The organism is Streptomyces sp. NPDC055243 (assembly GCF_044544025.1).
Classification (GTDB): Bacteria; Actinomycetota; Actinomycetes; order Streptomycetales; family Streptomycetaceae; genus Streptomyces.
In genome coordinates, this window is the sequence record NZ_JBITWR010000003.1 from 478,933 (window position 1) to 495,614 (window position 16,682).

General features: G+C 71.9%; 13 protein-coding genes and 1 riboswitch. Of the genes, 9 read left to right on the forward strand and 4 right to left on the reverse strand.

Features of this window, described 5'->3' with window-relative positions; all coding sequences use genetic code 11:
* Positions 1-170: 170 nt before the first annotated feature.
* Both ACIGXX_RS11975 and ACIGXX_RS11980 read right to left on the reverse strand, forming a co-directional pair.
* Positions 171-404, reverse strand: a complete 234-nt coding sequence (locus tag ACIGXX_RS11975) for a ferredoxin (protein WP_344521034.1) — start codon at positions 402-404, stop codon at positions 171-173.
* Positions 404-1,870, reverse strand: coding sequence for an aldehyde dehydrogenase (locus ACIGXX_RS11980; RefSeq protein ID WP_351159897.1), 1,467 nt, complete (start codon positions 1,868-1,870; stop codon positions 404-406). The genes ACIGXX_RS11975 and ACIGXX_RS11980 overlap by 1 nt, the downstream gene beginning before the upstream one ends.
* A gap of 221 nt (positions 1,871-2,091) precedes the next feature.
* Between ACIGXX_RS11980 and ACIGXX_RS11985 the strand changes: the two genes are divergently transcribed.
* The 7 genes from ACIGXX_RS11985 to ACIGXX_RS12015 all read left to right on the forward strand — a co-directional run bounded on the left by ACIGXX_RS11985 (position 2,092) and on the right by ACIGXX_RS12015 (position 9,882).
* Positions 2,092-3,141, forward strand: a complete 1,050-nt coding sequence (locus ACIGXX_RS11985) for an MBL fold metallo-hydrolase (RefSeq protein WP_351159900.1) — start codon at positions 2,092-2,094, stop codon at positions 3,139-3,141.
* An 81-nt stretch (positions 3,142-3,222) separates the two neighbouring features.
* Positions 3,223-3,302: riboswitch (cobalamin riboswitch) on the forward strand.
* Positions 3,303-3,446: 144 nt separating this feature from the next.
* Positions 3,447-4,664, forward strand: coding sequence for a prenyltransferase/squalene oxidase repeat-containing protein (locus tag ACIGXX_RS11990; protein WP_351159902.1), 1,218 nt, complete (start codon positions 3,447-3,449; stop codon positions 4,662-4,664).
* Positions 4,661-5,341, forward strand: a complete 681-nt coding sequence (locus tag ACIGXX_RS11995; RefSeq protein WP_399974971.1) for an SCO2322 family protein — start codon at positions 4,661-4,663, stop codon at positions 5,339-5,341. The genes ACIGXX_RS11990 and ACIGXX_RS11995 overlap by 4 nt, the downstream gene beginning before the upstream one ends.
* Positions 5,342-5,349: 8 nt before the next feature.
* Positions 5,350-6,543: an energy-coupling factor transporter transmembrane component T gene (locus ACIGXX_RS12000; protein ID WP_351159907.1), complete on the forward strand. Its 1,194-nt coding sequence runs from the start codon at positions 5,350-5,352 to the stop codon at positions 6,541-6,543.
* Positions 6,540-8,231: an ABC transporter ATP-binding protein gene (locus tag ACIGXX_RS12005; RefSeq protein WP_399974974.1), complete on the forward strand. Its 1,692-nt coding sequence runs from the start codon at positions 6,540-6,542 to the stop codon at positions 8,229-8,231. The genes ACIGXX_RS12000 and ACIGXX_RS12005 overlap by 4 nt, the downstream gene beginning before the upstream one ends.
* Positions 8,228-9,061, forward strand: coding sequence for an ECF transporter S component (locus tag ACIGXX_RS12010; RefSeq protein WP_351159913.1), 834 nt, complete (start codon positions 8,228-8,230; stop codon positions 9,059-9,061). Before ACIGXX_RS12005 ends, ACIGXX_RS12010 begins: the two co-directional genes overlap by 4 nt.
* Positions 9,062-9,408: 347 nt before the next feature.
* Positions 9,409-9,882: a transglycosylase SLT domain-containing protein gene (locus ACIGXX_RS12015; protein ID WP_399974979.1), complete on the forward strand. Its 474-nt coding sequence runs from the start codon at positions 9,409-9,411 to the stop codon at positions 9,880-9,882.
* A gap of 86 nt (positions 9,883-9,968) precedes the next feature.
* On the opposite strand, the gene ACIGXX_RS12020 is transcribed toward ACIGXX_RS12015, so the two are convergent.
* Complete coding sequence (locus tag ACIGXX_RS12020; RefSeq protein WP_344521044.1) at positions 9,969-11,138, reverse strand: steroid 3-ketoacyl-CoA thiolase; 1,170 nt, start codon at positions 11,136-11,138, stop codon at positions 9,969-9,971.
* 250 nt (positions 11,139-11,388) lie between these two features.
* On the opposite strand from ACIGXX_RS12020, the gene ACIGXX_RS12025 reads away from it, so the two are divergent.
* The gene (locus tag ACIGXX_RS12025; RefSeq protein WP_351159921.1) at positions 11,389-12,633 is read left to right on the forward strand and encodes a cytochrome P450; all 1,245 of its coding nucleotides are present in this window, start codon (positions 11,389-11,391) and stop codon (positions 12,631-12,633) included.
* Positions 12,634-12,794: 161 nt separating this feature from the next.
* Positions 12,795-14,417: a hypothetical protein gene (locus tag ACIGXX_RS12030; protein ID WP_351159924.1), complete on the forward strand. Its 1,623-nt coding sequence runs from the start codon at positions 12,795-12,797 to the stop codon at positions 14,415-14,417.
* On the opposite strand, the gene ACIGXX_RS12035 is transcribed toward ACIGXX_RS12030, so the two are convergent.
* Positions 14,371-16,431, reverse strand: coding sequence for a bifunctional glycosyltransferase 87/phosphatase PAP2 family protein (locus tag ACIGXX_RS12035; protein ID WP_383818508.1), 2,061 nt, complete (start codon positions 16,429-16,431; stop codon positions 14,371-14,373). The genes ACIGXX_RS12030 and ACIGXX_RS12035 overlap by 47 nt on opposite strands.
* Positions 16,432-16,682 lie beyond the last annotated feature (251 nt).

Sequence of the window (16,682 nt, forward strand, 5' to 3'; positions counted from 1 at the left end):
CCAGGCCGCAAAGGGGAGGGACAGTCACGGATGTCATCGATCGGGCATGCGGAACGCATGGGTAAAGTCCTGTTCGCACACGTTCGAGCACACATAATGGGCACAAGGCATACACAAATCGGCTCGGACGGCGTCACGGAAGCAAAAGTCCACCGCCCGGACGGACCCCGTCAGTCCTCCGGCGGGAAGACGACCTCCCCGCTCCCGGACAACGTGATCGTGATCGCCTCGACCGGGCATCCCTCGGCCGCTTCGAGCACCTTCTCGTTGGCGTCGGTCTCGGGGTCCGCGGGGTGCGACTGGCGGGCGGAGTCGAGCGCGAACCCGCCCGGCGCCGTGATCACGCACATCCCGGAGCCGATGCAGACCGAGCGGTCCACCTCGACGTGCCAGCGGTCACCCATCAGGCACCGGTCCCCTCATAGCCCGCGGGGAGGTGGATCATCTTGTGCTCGAAGTACTCGCCGTACCCCTCGGGCCCGAACTCCCGCCCCAGACCGGAGTTCTTGTAGCCGCCGAACGGGCCGAGCATGTCGAGGCTGAAGGTGTTCACCGAGTACGTTCCGGTGCGCACCCGGCGCGCCACGTCGATGCCGCGCTCCACGTCCCCCGTCCACACGCTGCCGCTGAGCCCGTAGTCCGAGTCGTTGGCGATCTTCACCGCCTCGCTCTCGTCGCCGTACGGGAGAAGGCAGATGACCGGGCCGAAGATCTCCTCGCGGGCCACGCGCATCGAGTTGTCCACGCCGCCCAGGAGCGTCGGCTCGACGTACCAGCCCTCGTCGAGCCCGGCCGGACGGCCGCCGCCCGTCAGGATCTTGGCGCCCTCCTCCTGGCCGATGCGGATGTAGTCGAGCGAGCGCTGCTGCTGGCGCCGGGCGACGAGCGGGCCCAGTTCGGTCTCCGGGTCCAGCGGGTCGCCGACCTTGAGCGCACCGGCCGCGGCGGCGAAGGCCTCGGCGAACTCGTCGTAGCGCGTGCGCGGCACGAGGATGCGGGTCTGGGCCACACACGCCTGGCCGTTGATCATCCAGGCGAAGGGGACGATGCCGGCGACCGCGGCCGACGCGTCCGCGTCCGGCAGGATCACCGCGGCCGACTTGCCGCCCAGCTCCAGGGTCACGCGGGTGAGATTGCGGGCCGCGACCTCCATGACGCGCTTGCCCGCGCCGACGGAACCGGTGAAGGACACCTTGTCGACGCCGGGATGCCCGACGAGGTACTCGCTCACCTCGCGGTCCGCCGAGATGATCGAGAGCACGCCCTGCGGCAGCCCCGCCTCGGTGGCGATCTCGGCGAGTATGTACGCGTCGAGCGGCGCCTCGGGCGAGGTCTTGAGGATCACCGGGCACCCGGCGAGCAGCGCGGGCGCGAGCTTGGCCGCCGCGGTGAACTGCGGGACGTTCCACGGCACCACGGCCGCCACGACGCCGACCGGTTCGCGCCGGACGAGGATCTTGCCGAGCGCTCCGTCGCGCGCCTCCTCGTACGTGAAGTCGCGCGCGACCGTGAGCGCCGAGTCCCAGACCATCATCGCGGCGAGGGCCTGCACCATGACGCTGGAGGTGTACGGGGTGCCGTTCTCTGAGCTGATGACGCGGGCGATCTCCTCGTGCCGCACGGCGAACGCGTCCTTGATCCTGGTGATGACCTCGATCCGCTCGTCCAGCGTCATCCGGGGCCAGGGACCCTCGTCGAAGGCCTTGCGCGCGGTGGCGACGGCCCGGTCGACGTCGGCGGGCGCGGCGTGCGGCACCCGCGCGAAGACCTGGCCGGTGTGCGGCGAGATCACCTCGATGACGCCCTTGCCGTGCGGGTCCACCAGCTCCCCGCCGATGAAAAGCTGTCCGTGTTCCACGAGCTCGGTCATGGCTGACTGCCTCCTGCGGGATTCCGCCTGCGCGCGGCACGCTTTCTGACACTGTTTCAGAACTGATACCAGTTCTAGTTCCACTAGTCCACGGAGGGCAAGACTCAAGTAGCCTGACGAAACGGTCGACTTGGGCGATCATTGGAACTAGTTCTAGTTAGGGTGACGACGGCCGTGGTCGTGGCTGTGGCCGTGCGACGGATACGAGATGAGGGCGCCCGATGACGCAGGTGACCGATCCGCAGGTGACCGAGCACGGCGGGGGCGTGTGGAGCATCAAGGTCCCGATCCCGGACAACCCCCTGGGCTTCACCCTCGTCCACCTCCTGGACACGGACGCCGGCCCGGTCCTCATCGACACGGGCTGGGACGACCCCACCTCCTGGGACGCCCTCGCCTCCGGCCTCGCCGCCTGCGGCACGTCCGTCGAGGCGGTGCACGGCATCGTCATCACCCACCACCACCCCGACCACCACGGCCTGTCGGCCAAGGTCCGCGAGGCATCGGGCGCGTGGATCGCGATGCACGCGGCGGACGCGTCGGTCGTGCGCCGCACCCGGAGCGGGCCGCCCGCGCGCTGGTTCGACTACATGGTGGAGAAGCTGACGGCCGCCGGCGCCCCCGCCGACCACCTGGCCCCGCTGCTCGCCGCCCGTGACGCGGGCCGCTCGCCCCGCCTCCCCGGCATGGCCGCCGCGCTCCCCGACCGCGACATCACCCCGGGCGAGCTGCTCGGACTGCCGGGGCGCAGACTCCGCGCGATCTGGACCCCCGGCCACACCCCCGGCCACGTCTGCCTGCACCTGGAGGAGGAGCACCCGGCGCGGCTGCCGGGCCACGGACGTCTGTTCTCCGGCGACCATCTGCTCCCCGGGATCACCCCGCACATCGGCCTGTACGAGGACCCCGACGACGACACCGTCACCGATCCGCTCGGCGACTACATCGACTCCCTGGAGCGCATCGGCCGCCTGGGCCCCGCCGAGGTGCTCCCCGCCCACCAGTACGCGTTCACGGACGCCCCGGCCCGCGTGCGGGAGATCCTGGACCACCACGAGGAACGCCTGACGGATCTGCTCGCCCTCCTCGCCGAGCCCCTCACGCCCTGGCAGCTCGCCGAGCAGATGGAGTGGAACCGCCCCTGGGCCCAGATCCGCTACGGCTCGCGGAACATCGCGGTCTCCGAGGCCGAGGCCCATGTGCGGCGCCTGGTGAAGCTGGGGCGGGCCGAGGCGGTCGGCAACGATCCGGTGCGCTACCGGGCGGTGTGACCCTCCGGCCGGGGGCGGGCACCCCCGGCCGCTCCCCCTACGGGCCGGTAGAGTGGCCCCGTCGTCATCATGCCCGTACGGGGGGAAGCCGGTGCGAATCCGGCGCTGACCCGCAGCCGTGATCCACGGTCCACCAGGACCGGTGGAGAGCCGGATTGCCCCGAGCGGAGCATGACCGGCTCGCGTCGTCGGAACCTCCGACGACCGGCACCGTCGAGGTATACGGAGCCGGAGCCGCCCGGTGCCCGTGCCCGCTACGCGCCCGTGCTGCCCCGCTCCCCGCAGGGAGAGGCACCCGCCGCATCATGAACGTTCGCCGCAGCGCAGCGGTCCTGGCCGCCGTCGCCGTGTTCGGTTCGGTCGCCGCACCGGCCGCCTTCGCGGAGAGCGCGTCCCCGTCGCCTTCCGCCGCCCTTCCTTCCGGTCTGTACGGCGACGCGGACCCCAAGTTCGACGGGGTGTTCCGGCAGTCGTACGCCCTGCTCGCCCAGGACGCGGCCGGCGTGCAGCCCGCCGCGAAGGCCGTCGACTGGCTCACCGGACAGCAGTGCGCGAGCGGCGGCTTCGCCGCGTACCGCGCCGACGCGGGCGAGCCGTGCGACTCCAAGACGATGTTCGACAGCAACGCGACGGCCTCCGCCGTGCAGGCGCTCGCCGCGCTCGGCGGTCAGAAGAAGACGGTCGACAAGAGCGTCGGCTGGCTGAAGTCGGTGCAGAACAAGGACGGCGGCTGGGGCTACAGCCCCGGCATGGACTCCGACGCCAACTCCACCGGCATCGTGATCGGCGCCCTCACCGCGGCGGGCGAGAAGCCGCAGTCGGTGAAGAACCAGGACGGCAGGTCCCCGTACGACGCGCTGCCCGCCCTCTCGATGAGCTGCGACAAGGACGGCGGCGCCTTCGGCCTCGCGGACGTCAAGTCCGGCAAGCTCTCGCCGAACGCGGACGCCACGGCGGCCGGTGTCCTCGGCGGCCACGGCAAGGGCCTGGTCGTCGACGCCGCGAAGAAGGAGACCGCCGCCCCGAAGTGCGAGAAGGCCGACACCGCCGAGCAGGCGGCCTCGAACGGCACGGGCTACCTCCTGAAGACCCTCGCCAAGGGCGACGACCACCTGATGTCGTCGATGCCCGGCGCCAAGAACATGCCCGACCTGGGCAACACCGCTGACTCGGTGCTCGCGCTCGCCGCGGCCGGTCAGCAGGACCAGGCCGAGAAGTCGGCCAAGTGGCTGGCGAAGAACTCGGCCGACTGGGCCAAGAAGTCCGGCCCCGCCGCCTACGCGCAGCTGATCTTCGCCGCCCACGCATCGGGCATGGACCCGCGCGACTTCGGCGGCGCGGACCTGGTCAAGCAGCTGAACGCGACGGGCCCGGCCCCGCAGGCGACCGAGCAGGCCGACGCGAAGAAGGACAGCGACGACGACGGCGGCGTGAGCATCTGGTGGATCATCGGCGTCGGCATGGTCGCCGGTATCGGCATCGGCTTCCTGTACAGCGGCAACAAGAAGAAGCAGCAGCTGTGACGCGGGGTCGCGCGCGGTGCGGACGCCTGGTGACCGGGGCGTTCGTCGCCGCCCTGCTCGGTGTCCTCGCCGCCGCCCCCGCCCAGGCCGCCGGCTACCGCTACTGGTCCTTCTGGGACCGGGACGGCTCGAAGTGGGCGTACGCGAGCCAGGGGCCAAGCACCGCGCGCCCCGACGACGGGGCCGTCCAGGGCTTCCGGTTCTCCGTGTCCGACGACTCGCAGGACTCCGCGAAGCCGCGCGGCGCCGCGGACTTCGACACGATCTGCGCCAGGACCCCCGCCAAGGACGACCGCAAGCGGATCGCCCTGGTCATCGACTTCGGTACGCCGGGTGACGCCCCCGGCGGCGAGACCCCGCCGAAGCCGCGTACCGCCTGCGCGCAGGTGGCCGACGACGCGACGAGCGCCGACGCCCTCGCCGCGGTCGCCAAGCCGCTGCGCTACGACAGCAACGCCCTGCTGTGCGCCATCGCGAACTACCCGAAGTCGGGCTGCGGCGAGCAGGTCGCGGGCAACGGTGAGTCCGAGGACACAGCGAAGAAGCCGACCGCGAGTGAGGCGGGCGATGAGGAGAGCGGCTCCGGCCGCCCCTCCGTCGGCCTGATCGCGGGCGTGGCCGCCGTCGCCCTGCTCGGCGGGGCCGCGCTCTGGCAGGCACGCCGCCGACGCGGCTGACCCGCACCATGAACGATCACCCGAGCACCGCTCCCGGTGCGCTGCGGCGGCGCCTGGCCCCCGAAGCGCACCGGAGCAACGCGCTGCACCCGGGCGCCTGGTGGGTGTGGGCGCTGGGGCTCGGTGTCGCGGCGTCCCGCACCACCAATCCCCTGCTGCTCGGGATGCTGATCGGGGTCGCGGGCTATGTCGTCGCGGCCCGCAGGACCTCCGCACCGTGGGCGCGGTCGTACGGCGCCTTCGTGAAGCTGGGCCTCGTCGTGATCGCGATCCGGCTCGTCTTCGCCGTCGTCCTCGGCTCCCCCATCCCCGGTTCGCACGTCATCGTGACGCTGCCCGAAGTGCCGCTGCCCGACTGGGCGAAGGGCGTGCGGATCGGGGGCCGGGTGACCGCCGAGGGGCTGCTCTTCGCGCTCTACGACGGGGTGCGCCTGGCCGGTCTGCTCATCTGCGTCGGCGCCGCCAACGCGCTCGCCAGCCCGGCCCGGCTGCTCAAGTCGCTGCCGGGCGCGCTGTACGAGGTGGGGGTCGCCATCGTCGTCGCGATGACGTTCGCACCGAACCTGATCATGGATGTGCAGCGCCTGCGCGCCGCGCGGCGCCTGCGCGGGCGCGCGGACAAGGGCATTCGCGGGCTGCTCCAGGTCGGCCTTCCGGTCCTGGAGGGCGCGTTGGAGCGGTCGGTCGCCCTGGCCGCGGCGATGGACGCGCGCGGTTTCGGCCGCAGCGCGCCGGTGCCCGCGGGGGTGCGCAGGGCGACGGCCTTCCTGACGCTGGGCGGTCTGATGGGCGTCTGCGCGGGAACGTACGGGCTGCTCTCCGCGGACGGCACGGGCTACGGCCTGCCGGTCCTGGCCGCCGGACTGGTCGCCGCCCTCGCGGGCCTTCGCCTCGGCGGCCGGCGCTCCGTGCGCACCCGCTACCGGCCCGACCCCTGGGGCGTGCGCGCCTGGCTCGTCGCCGGGTCGGGGATCGCGGTGGCGGGCCTGATGATCTGGGCCGCCACCTACGACGCGGCCGCCCTGCACCCCGGAGTCGTCCCCCTGACGGCGCCGACGCTGCCGCTGTGGCCCGCGGCCGCGGTGCTCGTCGGCCTGCTGCCCGCCTTCGTGGCGCCGGTGCCCGCCGACTCCGCCGCCGCTGCCTCCGCTCCCGCCTCCACTCCCGTCTCCACCCCCGTTCGCCCCAAGGAGCCCTCATGATCCGCTTCGAGGATGTCTCCGTGACGTACGAAGGGGTCGCGGAGCCCACCGTGCGCGGGGTCGATCTCGACGTGCCCGAGGGCGAGCTGGTGCTCCTCGTCGGGCCTTCCGGGGTCGGCAAGTCGACCCTGCTCGGCACGGTGAGCGGGCTCGTTCCGCACTTCACCGGGGGCACGCTGCGGGGGCGGGTGACGGTCGCGGGGCGCGACACCCGTACCCACAAGCCGCGGGAACTCGCCGACGTCGTCGGCACGGTGGGCCAGGACCCGCTCTCGCACTTCGTGACGGACACCGTCGAGGACGAGCTCGCGTACGGGATGGAGTCGCTGGGGCTCGCCCCCGACGTGATGCGCCGCCGGGTCGAGGAGACGCTGGACCTCCTCGGTCTCGCCGATCTGCGCGACCGCCCCATCGCCACGCTCTCCGGCGGCCAGCAGCAGCGCGTCGCCATCGGCTCGGTGCTCACGCCGCACCCCCAGGTCCTCGTTCTCGACGAGCCGACGTCCGCGCTCGACCCGGCCGCCGCCGAAGAGGTGCTCGCCGTACTGCAGCGCCTCGTGCACGACCTGGGCACGACGGTCCTGATGGCCGAGCACCGCCTGGAGCGGGTCGTGCAGTACGCGGACCAGGTGCTGCTGCTCGCGGCGCCCGGCGAAGCGCCCGTGCTCGGCGATCCCGCCGCGCTGATGGCGGTCTCGCCCGTCTACCCGCCGGTGGTGGGTCTCGGCCGCCTCGCGGGCTGGTCGCCGCTGCCGCTGACGGTGCGGGACGCGCGGCGCAGGGCGGGCGCGCTGCGGGAGCGCCTGGCGCTCGCCGGAGCCGGGCCGCGCGAGGAGACCGCGGCGGCGCCTCCCGCCGAGGGCCCCTCGACGCGCTGGCCCGGTCTGCGGAGACGTACGAAGACCGGCGCCCCGGAAGCAGCCGCCGCGAGGGTATCGGGCCTTGCCGTCCGCCGGGGCCGGGTGGAGGCCCTGCGCCGCGTGGACCTCACCGTCTCCGCGGGCGAGACCGTGGCCCTGATGGGCCGCAACGGCGCCGGGAAGTCCACCCTCCTGTCGACCCTGGTGGGCCTGCTCGAACCGTCGGCGGGCACGGTCCGCGTCGGCGGCGCGATCCCGCACCGCACGGGCCCGCGCGAGCTGATCCGCCACGTGGGCCTTGTCCCCCAGGAACCGCGCGACCTCTTGTACGCGGACACGGTGGCCGCCGAGTGCACGGCGGCCGACCACGACGCCGGGGCGGCGCCGGGCACCTGCCGCGCCCTGGTCACGGAGCTGCTCCCCGGCATCGCGGACGACACCCACCCCCGCGACCTCTCGGAGGGCCAGCGCCTCACCCTGGCCCTGGCCATCGTCCTGACGGCCCGCCCGCCCCTGCTCCTCCTGGACGAGCCGACCCGCGGCCTCGACTACGCGGCCAAGGCCCGCCTGGTCACGCTCCTGCGCGGGCTTGCCGCCGAGGGCCACGCGATCGTCCTGGCCACGCACGACGTGGAGCTGGCGGCGGAACTGGCCCACCGGGTGGCGATCCTCGCCGACGGCGAGATCGTCGCGGACGGCCCGACCCCGGAGATCGTGGTCTCATCGCCCTCCTTCGCCCCGCAGACCACCAAGATCCTGGCCCCGCAGCAGTGGCTGACGGTCACGGAGGTACGGGACGCGTTGCGCACGGCGGGTGGGACCACGTGAGCGCCGCTCCCGCCACCCGCCAGGCCAGGGCCATCCGCCTGGGCCCGCGCTCCATCGGCGCCCTCGCGCTCGTCAGCGCGGTCGGTGTCGTGGCCTTCGGGTGGCCGCTCATCGCGGGCGGGGAGTCGGGGCTGAGCGCGCACGCCCAGGACGCGCCCTGGCTGTTCGCCGCCCTGCTGCCGCTGCTGCTCGCCGTCGTCGTGGCGACCATCGCCGACGTCGGGCTCGACGCGAAGGCGATCGCGATGCTCGGGGTGCTGGCCGCCGCCGGGGCCGCGCTGCGCCCTCTGGGGGCGGGGACGGCCGGGATCGAGCCGATGTTCTTCCTCATGGTGCTCAGCGGGCGGGTGCTCGGACCCGGGTTCGGGTTCGTGCTCGGTGCCGTGTCGATGTTCGCCTCCGCGCTGCTCACCGGGGGCGTCGGGCCGTGGATGCCGTTCCAGATGCTGTCCATGGGGTGGGTCTGCATGGGCGCGGGGCTGCTGCCGGGACCCGACACCCTGCGCGGGCGGCGCGAGCTGTGGCTGCTCGCGGCCTACGGGGCCGTCTCGTCCGTCCTGTACGGCACGGTCATGAATCTGCAGGGCTGGCCCTACCTCGGCGGCCTGGCGACCGGCGTCTCCTTCGTGCCCGGCGACCCCGTCGGCGAGAACCTCGGCCGCTTCATCGCGTACTGCCTGGCGACCTCCCTGGGCTGGGACCTCCCCCGGGCGGTCGTCACCGTCCTGCTGAGCCTGGCCCTCGGGCCCGCCGTCCTGAAGGCGCTGCGCCGGGCCACGCGCCGGGCCGCCTTCGAGGCCCAGGTCACATTCGAGGGGCCGAAGGCGTGAGCGGCCGTCGGCTCTCCGTCACGTAGAGGGTCCCTTCGCGGTGAGGCGGCCCACAGGACTTAGGTCCTCTACTAGGTGGGGCCGTAGATCATCCACCCTGACGCGGACGCGTCAATATACGGCCTGACCTGGGGATTGAGAGCCACGTCACACGAAGGACCTTTCGCCTACATGCGACATCCACTAGTAAAAGGGGTCATTGCGAAGGCGTGACAGCCCTGCTTCTCTGGATCGAGTCGCACGGCGCTACAGGCCTCGAGGCCAAGGGCGCCGACGCATTCCCCCCGCCACATCCCCGTGGCCCACGGCGTGCCCGCGACACCCTGTTCCCCACGGAAGGTCACGCTTTGTCCGCCACGCTCCTCCGCCGTATCGCCACCCCGAAGAAGGCCCTCACCGGTGCCGCCGTGGCCGCCGCCACGACCGGCATGGTGTTCATGGCGGGTCCGGCCCAGGCCGCGGCCCCCACCGCGGCGAAGGCCGCCGCTCCGGCCGCCGCCCCCGCTCCGGCCGCCGCCCCCGCCGCGGCTCCTTCCTCGGCGCAGGCGATCGCGAAGAAGATGATTCCGGACCCCGCGCAGTACAAGGCGTTCAGCAAGATCGTCGAGCACGAGAGCCACTGGAACCACAAGGCGACGAACTCCTCCTCCGGCGCCTACGGCCTGGTCCAGGCTCTGCCCGCCTCGAAGATGTCTTCGGCGGGCGCGGACTGGAAGACCAACCCCGAGACCCAGATCAAGTGGGGCCTCGACTACATGAACGACCGCTACGGCAGCCCGACGGGCGCCTGGGCCCACTGGCAGGCCAACGGCTGGTACTGAGCCGGCCGGACGTTCTGAGCCACACGAAGGCGGCCACCCCTCTCCAGGGGTGGCCGCCTTCGTCGTACGCGAGGGAAGCGAACCCCTCACAGCCGCTGAATGATCGTCCCCGTGGCCACCGCCCCGCCCGCGCACATCGTGATCAGCGCGAACTCCTTGTCGCGGCGCTCCAGCTCGTGCAGGGCCGTGGCGATCAGCCGCGCCCCGGTCGCCCCGACCGGATGCCCGAGGGCGATCGCGCCCCCGTTCACGTTCACCTTCTCCAGGTCCTGCTCGAAGACCTGCGCCCAGCTCAGGACCACCGACGCGAACGCCTCGTTGATCTCCACGAGGTCGATGTCCTTCAGGGACATCCCCGCTTTGCCGAGGACCGCCCGCGTCGCGTCGATCGGCCCGTCCAGGTGGAAGTGCGGGTCGGCCCCGACCAGCGCCTGCGCCACGATCCGCGCCCGCGGCTTGAGCTTCAGGGCCCGCGCCATCCGCTTCGACGCCCACATGATCGCCGCCGCGCCGTCCGAGATCTGCGAGGAGTTGCCCGCGGTGTGCACGGCGGTCGGCATCACCGGCTTGAGCCGCTCCAGGCCCTCCATCGACGTGTCCCGCAGCCCCTCGTCCCGGTCGACGAGCCGCCACATGCCCTGCCCGGCGGCCTGCTCCTCCTCCGTCGTGGGGACCTGGACGGCGAACGTCTCGCGCTTGAAGCGCTCCTCGGCCCAGGCCGTGGCGGCGCGCTCCTGCGAGATGAGGCCGAGCGAGTCGACGTTCTCCCGCGTGAGGCCGCGGTTGCGGGCGATGCGCTCGGCCGCCTCGAACTGGTTGGGCAGGTCGACGTTCCACTCCTCCGGGAACGGCTTGCCGGGGCCGTGCTTGGAGCCCGAGCCCAGCGGCACCCGTGACATCGCCTCGACGCCGCAGCTGATCCCCACGTCGATGACGCCGGCCGCGACCATGTTGGCGACCATGTGGCTGGCCTGCTGCGAGGAGCCGCACTGACAGTCCACCGTCGTCGCCGCGGTCTCGTAGGGAAGGCCCATCGTGAGCCAGGCCGTGCGCGCGGGGTTCATGGACTGTTCCCCGGCGTGGGTCACCGTGCCGCCCACGATCTGCTCGACGCAGTCGGCGTGGATGCCCGTGCGGCCGAGGAGTTCCCGGTAGGTCTCGCCGAGCAGATAGGCGGGGTGGAGATTGGCGAGCGCGCCGCCGCGCTTACCTATGGGGGTGCGTACGGCTTCGACGATGACAGGTTCCGCGGCCATGGGCGTCCTCTCCATCCACATCCCGCGGGAGTGTCCCGGCACCCGCGCGGAGAACTAGTACGCGTTCTAGTTCTGCAAGCAGTCTGCTGAGCCCGACCCCACCGCCGCAAGGGGCTTGCACGCACCTTGCGCACGACCTGCACGAAAGCGGACCCGTCACGGGCCTTGCCACTTGTAGAACCCGTTACTACCTTGCGGGGCATCTCCTGATGGACCGTCAGAATCAAGAACTGAACTCCTGGAGTTGCCGATGCCCTGTCCAGCGCTGCCCGACGGGTTCGACTTCACCGATCCCGACCTGCTCCAAGAGCGCGTACCCCTCCCGGAGTTCGCCCAGCTGCGGCAGTCCGAACCGGTGCGCTGGATCGCCCAGCCGCCGCGCATCTCCGGCTTCGACGACTCGGGATACTGGGCCGTCACGCGGCACGCGGACGTCAAGTACGTCTCCACGCACCCGGAGTTGTTCTCCTCGAACCTCAACACCGCGGTCATCCGATTCAACGAGACGATCAGCCGGGACCAGATAGAGGTCCAGAAGATGATCATGTTGAACATGGACCCGCCCGAGCACACCCGGGTCCGCCAGATCGTGCAGCGCGGCTTCACCCCCCGCGCCATCCGCTCCCTGGAGGACGCGCTGCGCGAGCGCGCGGGCTCCATCGTCGAGACGGCCCTGGCGAACGCGGCGGCCGACGGGTCCTTCGACTTCGTCACCAACGTGGCCGTGGAACTTCCCCTCCAGGCCATCGCCGAGCTCATCGGCGTGCCCCAGGACGACCGGACGAAGATCTTCGACTGGTCCAACAAGATGGCCGCCTACGACGATCCGGAGTACGCGATCACCGAGGAGGTCGGCGCCGAGGCGGCCATGGAGATCGTCTCGTACGCGATGAACCTCGCCGCCGCCCGCAAGGAGTGCCCGGCCAAGGACATCGTCAGCCAGCTGGTGGCCGCCGAGGACGAGGGCAACCTCTCCTCCGACGAGTTCGGCTTCTTCGTCATCCTGCTCGCGGTGGCCGGGAACGAGACGACCCGCAACGCCATCACCCACGGCATGCACGCCTTCCTCACCCACCCCGAGCAGTGGGAGCTCTTCAAGCGCGAGCGCCCGCAGACCACCGCCGAGGAGATCGTGCGCTGGGCGACGCCCGTGGTCTCCTTCCAGCGCACCGCCACCCAGGACACCGAACTCGGGGACGTCACGATCAAGAAGGGCGACCGCGTCGGGATCTTCTACTCCTCGGCCAACAACGACCCCGACGTCTTCGACGAGCCGGAGAAGTTCGACATCTCCCGCGACCCGAACCCGCACCTCGGCTTCGGCGGCGGAGGCCCGCACTTCTGCCTCGGCAAGTCGCTCGCGGTCCTGGAGATCAACCTCATCTTCAACGCCGTCGCGGACGCGCTGCCCGATCTGCGCCTGGTCTCCGACCCCCGCAGGCTCCGTTCGGCCTGGCTGAACGGCGTCAAGGAACTGCAGGTCAGCACGGGCTGACCTGCTGCCAGGGAGGCAGGGGCGATTCCCCCCTACGCCCTGCCCCTGCCTCCCCCGGGCACATATCCGGCCATGCGCTGTACGGAGCCAACGTTTCTGTTGCGTCCCGCGTCTTGAGAAGCAAACGTTGCCTCTCCAAGACTTCGAACGGAAACGGTGCCGTGGTCTCCGCAGGTCTCTCTCTCGCGCCATCGGGCAGCACACCCTCGGAGCGGAGGACATCCTTCCGGGACTTCTGCCGACGCCACCGCGTTCCCCTCCTGGCCACGCTGCCCACCCTTCCCCTGTACGCGGTGTGGGCGGCGTTCCTGGCCACCGGCGGCGGCGACCTGGCGGCGCAGGAGGCCTGGGCGCGCTTCGCGTCCGAGCACGGCGCCTCCGCCTACGGCCTGTTCTGGTACGGCGGCATGCACACCGCCAACTACTCCCTGATCTCGCCCTACTTGATGGCCGCCGTGGGCGTGAAGACGGTGACGGTGGTGTCGGGCGTCGCCGGTGCCTGGCTGGTCGCCGCGCTGGTCGAACGCACCGGGGTGCGCAGGCCGCTGTGGCCCGCGGTGCTCGCCTCGCTCGCGGTGTGGTGCAACGTCGCCTCGGGGCGCACGACGTTCGCGCTCGGCATCGCCTTCGGGTTCGCCGCGTGCCTGGTGCTCGTGCGGGAGCGGCGCGTGGGGGCGGCCGTGGTGTGCGGGGCGCTGGCCACCATGTCCAGTCCGGTGGCGGGGCTCTTCCTCATGGTGGCGGGCGCCGGCTATTTCTTCGTACGCGACTGGGGGCGGGCCGCTGCGCTGCTCGTGCCGCCGGTGGTGGTCGTGGGGATGACCACCCTGCTCTTCCCGTTCACCGGGGAGCAGTTGATGCCCTTCGACCGGGTCTTCCCGCCCGTGGTGTTCAGCCTGGCGCTCATCGTGGCGGCTCCGCGCGAGTGGCGGGTGCTGCGATGGGGAGCCGGCGCCTACGCGGCGGGGACGGTCCTGACGTATCTCATCCCGTCCCCGATCGGCACGAACGTCGAGCGCCTGGCCGAGCTGCTCGCGCCCACCGCGCTGCTCGCCGCGCTGCTGGTGCCCGCGCTGTCCCGCGTACGCAAGGCCGTGCTCGTCGTCGCGCTCGTGCTGTCCACGGCCTGGGTGACGCAGAAGACGGCGGACGATCTGACGGTGTCGACGACCGTGCCGAAGTGGGCCGCCGACACCCAGGGCGTGGTCGCGGAGCTGGAGCGGCTCGGCGCGGACCGGGGGCGCGTGGAGGTGGTCCCGGCCCGCAACCACCGCGAGGCCACGGCCCTGGCGCCGTACGTGAACATGGCGCGCGGCTGGAACAGGCAGCTCGACATCGAGCGCGGCCGGCTCTTCTACGACGGGTCCTTCTCGGCCACCACCTACCGCGCGTGGCTGGACAAGTGGGCGGTCGGCTATGTGGTGCTGCCCTCGGGCAAGCCGGACGGCTTCGCGGAGGACGAGGCCGCGCTGGTCGCCAGCGGCCCCACCTGGCTCGAACCGGTGTGGCGGGACGCGCACTGGCGGGTGTTCCGGGTGAAGGACGCGGTGCCGATGGTGTCGAAGCCCGCGTCCGTGGTCCGCTCCACCGGCTCGACCATGGAGGTCCGCGTCCCCACGCGCGAGCCGGTGACGCTGCGCCTGGTGTACTCGCCGTGGCTCCGGGCGGAGGGGGCCTGCCTGAAGCGGCACGGCGACTTCACCCGGCTGACGGTGTCCGCACCGGGGACGTACAGGATCAGCTCGGGGTACGGTCCTTCGCCGAGTCCTTCGACATGTCGATGACCGGCTCCGCGCCGGTGCCCGCCTTCAGGGCCTTGCCCACCCGGGGCCCGGCCAGGAGGTAGCCGAGGCCGAAGCCCGCGCCGACGACGGTCGCGCCGCCCACCGCGTCCAGGACCCAGTGGTTTCCGGTGGCGACGATCGCGGAGACCGTGAACAGCGGGTGCAGCAGGCCGAGCGCCTTCATCCACCACTTCGGCGCGAGGATCACGATCACCACACCGCACCACAGCGACCAGCCGAAGTGCAGCGAGGGCATCGCCGCGTACTGGTTGGTGAGCGCGGTCAGCGTGCCGTAGTCCGGCTGGGTGAAGTCCTGCACGCCGTGCACCGTGTCGATGAAGCCGAGTTCGGGCATCAGACGCGGCGGGGCCAGCGGGTAGAGCCAGAACCCGACCAGCGCGAGGACCGTCGCGAAGCCGAGCGCGGAGCGCGCCCAGCGGTAGTCGGCGGGGCGCCGGGCGTAGAGCACACCGAGGACGGTCAGCGGCACCACGAAGTGGAACGACGTGTAGTAGAAGTTGAAGAACTCCTCCAGCCAACCCACCTTCACCACGGCGTGGTTGATCCAGTGCTCGATGTCGATGTGCAGGAACTGCTCGATCGAGTAGATCTGCTCGCCGTGCCGCTCGGCGGTGGCCCGTCCGCCCGAGTTCGTGCCGCCCGTCGCGGCGAGCCGCGCCTGCTGGTAGGCGGAGTAGCCGACGCGGATCAGGAGCAGTTCGAGCAGCAGGTTCGGCCGGGTGGTGACCCGCCGCCAGAACGGCAGCAGCGGCACCCAGCTCCAGCGGGCGGGCACGGGGCGCGCGTAGTCCGTGGGGACGGGCGCTTGATACCGCGGGTCGGTGCGGGAGAGGAACGGCACGACGGTGGCCGCGGCGAGCGCGGCGATCAGCACGACGTTGTCGCGGATGGGCTCCACGACCGGCATGTTCGGCAGCATCATCTTCGCCGGCAGCGTGGAGGCCAGGACGACGGCCACCGGCCACATGTACCGGTCGGACTGCTTCTTCCCGGCCCTGCCGACCACCGCGAGCAGCACCCACAGGAGCTGGTGCTGCCAGGTCGTCGGCGACACCACGACCGCGACGCAGCCGGTGATCGCGACGGCGAGCAGCAGCTGCCCGTCCTTGGCGTAACGGACGGCACGGCGCAGACCCAGCCAGACGACAGCGGCGCTCAGGACGATGAAGAGGCCGATCTCCAGCGGCCCCTGGAGGCCGAACCGGAGCAGGGCACCGTGCAGCGACTGGTTGGCGACGCCGTCCGGGCTCGCGCCCAGGCCCGCGCCCGCCAGGTGGTGCACCCAGTACGCCCAGGAGTCGTGCGGCATCGCGGCCCAGGCGAACGCGGTGACGGCGAGGAAGGTGGCGCCGGTGGAGGCCGTCGCGCGCCTGCGGCCGGTGAACCAGAAGAGGGCGGCGAAGAGCAGGAGGGTGGGCTGCAGGGCGGCCCCGATGCCGATGAGGACGCCGCTGGCGCGCTCCCCGCGGACCGCGAAGCACCCGAGCAGGACGAGCAGGACGGGGATGATGCTGGTCTGGCCGAGATACAGCGTGTTGCGCACCGGGAGCGACAGCATCAGGAGGCAGATCGCGACGGGCGCGGCGAGCAGCGAGGTCCGCCGGGTCACGGGCTGCGGCAGCGCCCGCGCCGCGACCATGCCGAGGATCACGACCAGGGTCAGCGTGCCGAACGTCCAGCCCCAGCCGAGCGCCTGCTCGGCCGCGCGCGAGAAGGGTTTGAGGACGAGTCCCGCGAATGGCGTACCGGTGAACTTGTCCGCGTCGTAGAAGGAGCCGTTCACATGCAGGACGCCGTCCGGCCCGATCCAGGTCTCCAGATCGGTGAGCCGCTCACCTTTCGGCGTACTGAGGACGACGGCCACCTGGCGTACCGCCAGTACGGCGGCGATCAGCCAGAGGGCGGCACGGACCGCCCCGATCCGCGCCTTCGGTGTGCCGGACGCCCCCGGCCCAAAGGCATTTCCCGGTCCTCCGTGCTCGACATTCGCCACTCGCCGTCGGCCCTCCCGCCCCGCTCGTCATGTCCGCTCGGTTCCGCCCGGCCCCGACGTGCTGTCGGCTCCGAGAGGCGCGCGCCCTCGGATGAGACGCGTACAACCCCATTTCACCTGTCAGCCACACCGCTTTCTACCGGCTTTTACGCGAACTTCCCAACCGCCCGGTTTCGTCCGGTCCGCCGCCAGGCCTCCACAAACCGTCCACCACCTGTCCATGGGACAACTGCCAGGACCCCCTTGCCCGG

Coding starts and splice junctions, on each gene's coding strand:
- ACIGXX_RS12000 (WP_351159907.1), top strand. CDS start 5,350: ATGAACGATCACCCGAGCACCGCTCCCGGTGCGCTGCGGCGGCGCCTG.
- ACIGXX_RS11975 (WP_344521034.1), bottom strand. CDS start 404: ATGGGTGACCGCTGGCACGTCGAGGTGGACCGCTCGGTCTGCATCGGC.
- ACIGXX_RS11985 (WP_351159900.1), top strand. CDS start 2,092: ATGACGCAGGTGACCGATCCGCAGGTGACCGAGCACGGCGGGGGCGTG.
- ACIGXX_RS12005 (WP_399974974.1), top strand. CDS start 6,540: ATGATCCGCTTCGAGGATGTCTCCGTGACGTACGAAGGGGTCGCGGAG.
- ACIGXX_RS11980 (WP_351159897.1), bottom strand. CDS start 1,870: ATGACCGAGCTCGTGGAACACGGACAGCTTTTCATCGGCGGGGAGCTG.
- ACIGXX_RS12025 (WP_351159921.1), top strand. CDS start 11,389: ATGCCCTGTCCAGCGCTGCCCGACGGGTTCGACTTCACCGATCCCGAC.
- ACIGXX_RS12020 (WP_344521044.1), bottom strand. CDS start 11,138: ATGGCCGCGGAACCTGTCATCGTCGAAGCCGTACGCACCCCCATAGGT.
- ACIGXX_RS11990 (WP_351159902.1), top strand. CDS start 3,447: ATGAACGTTCGCCGCAGCGCAGCGGTCCTGGCCGCCGTCGCCGTGTTC.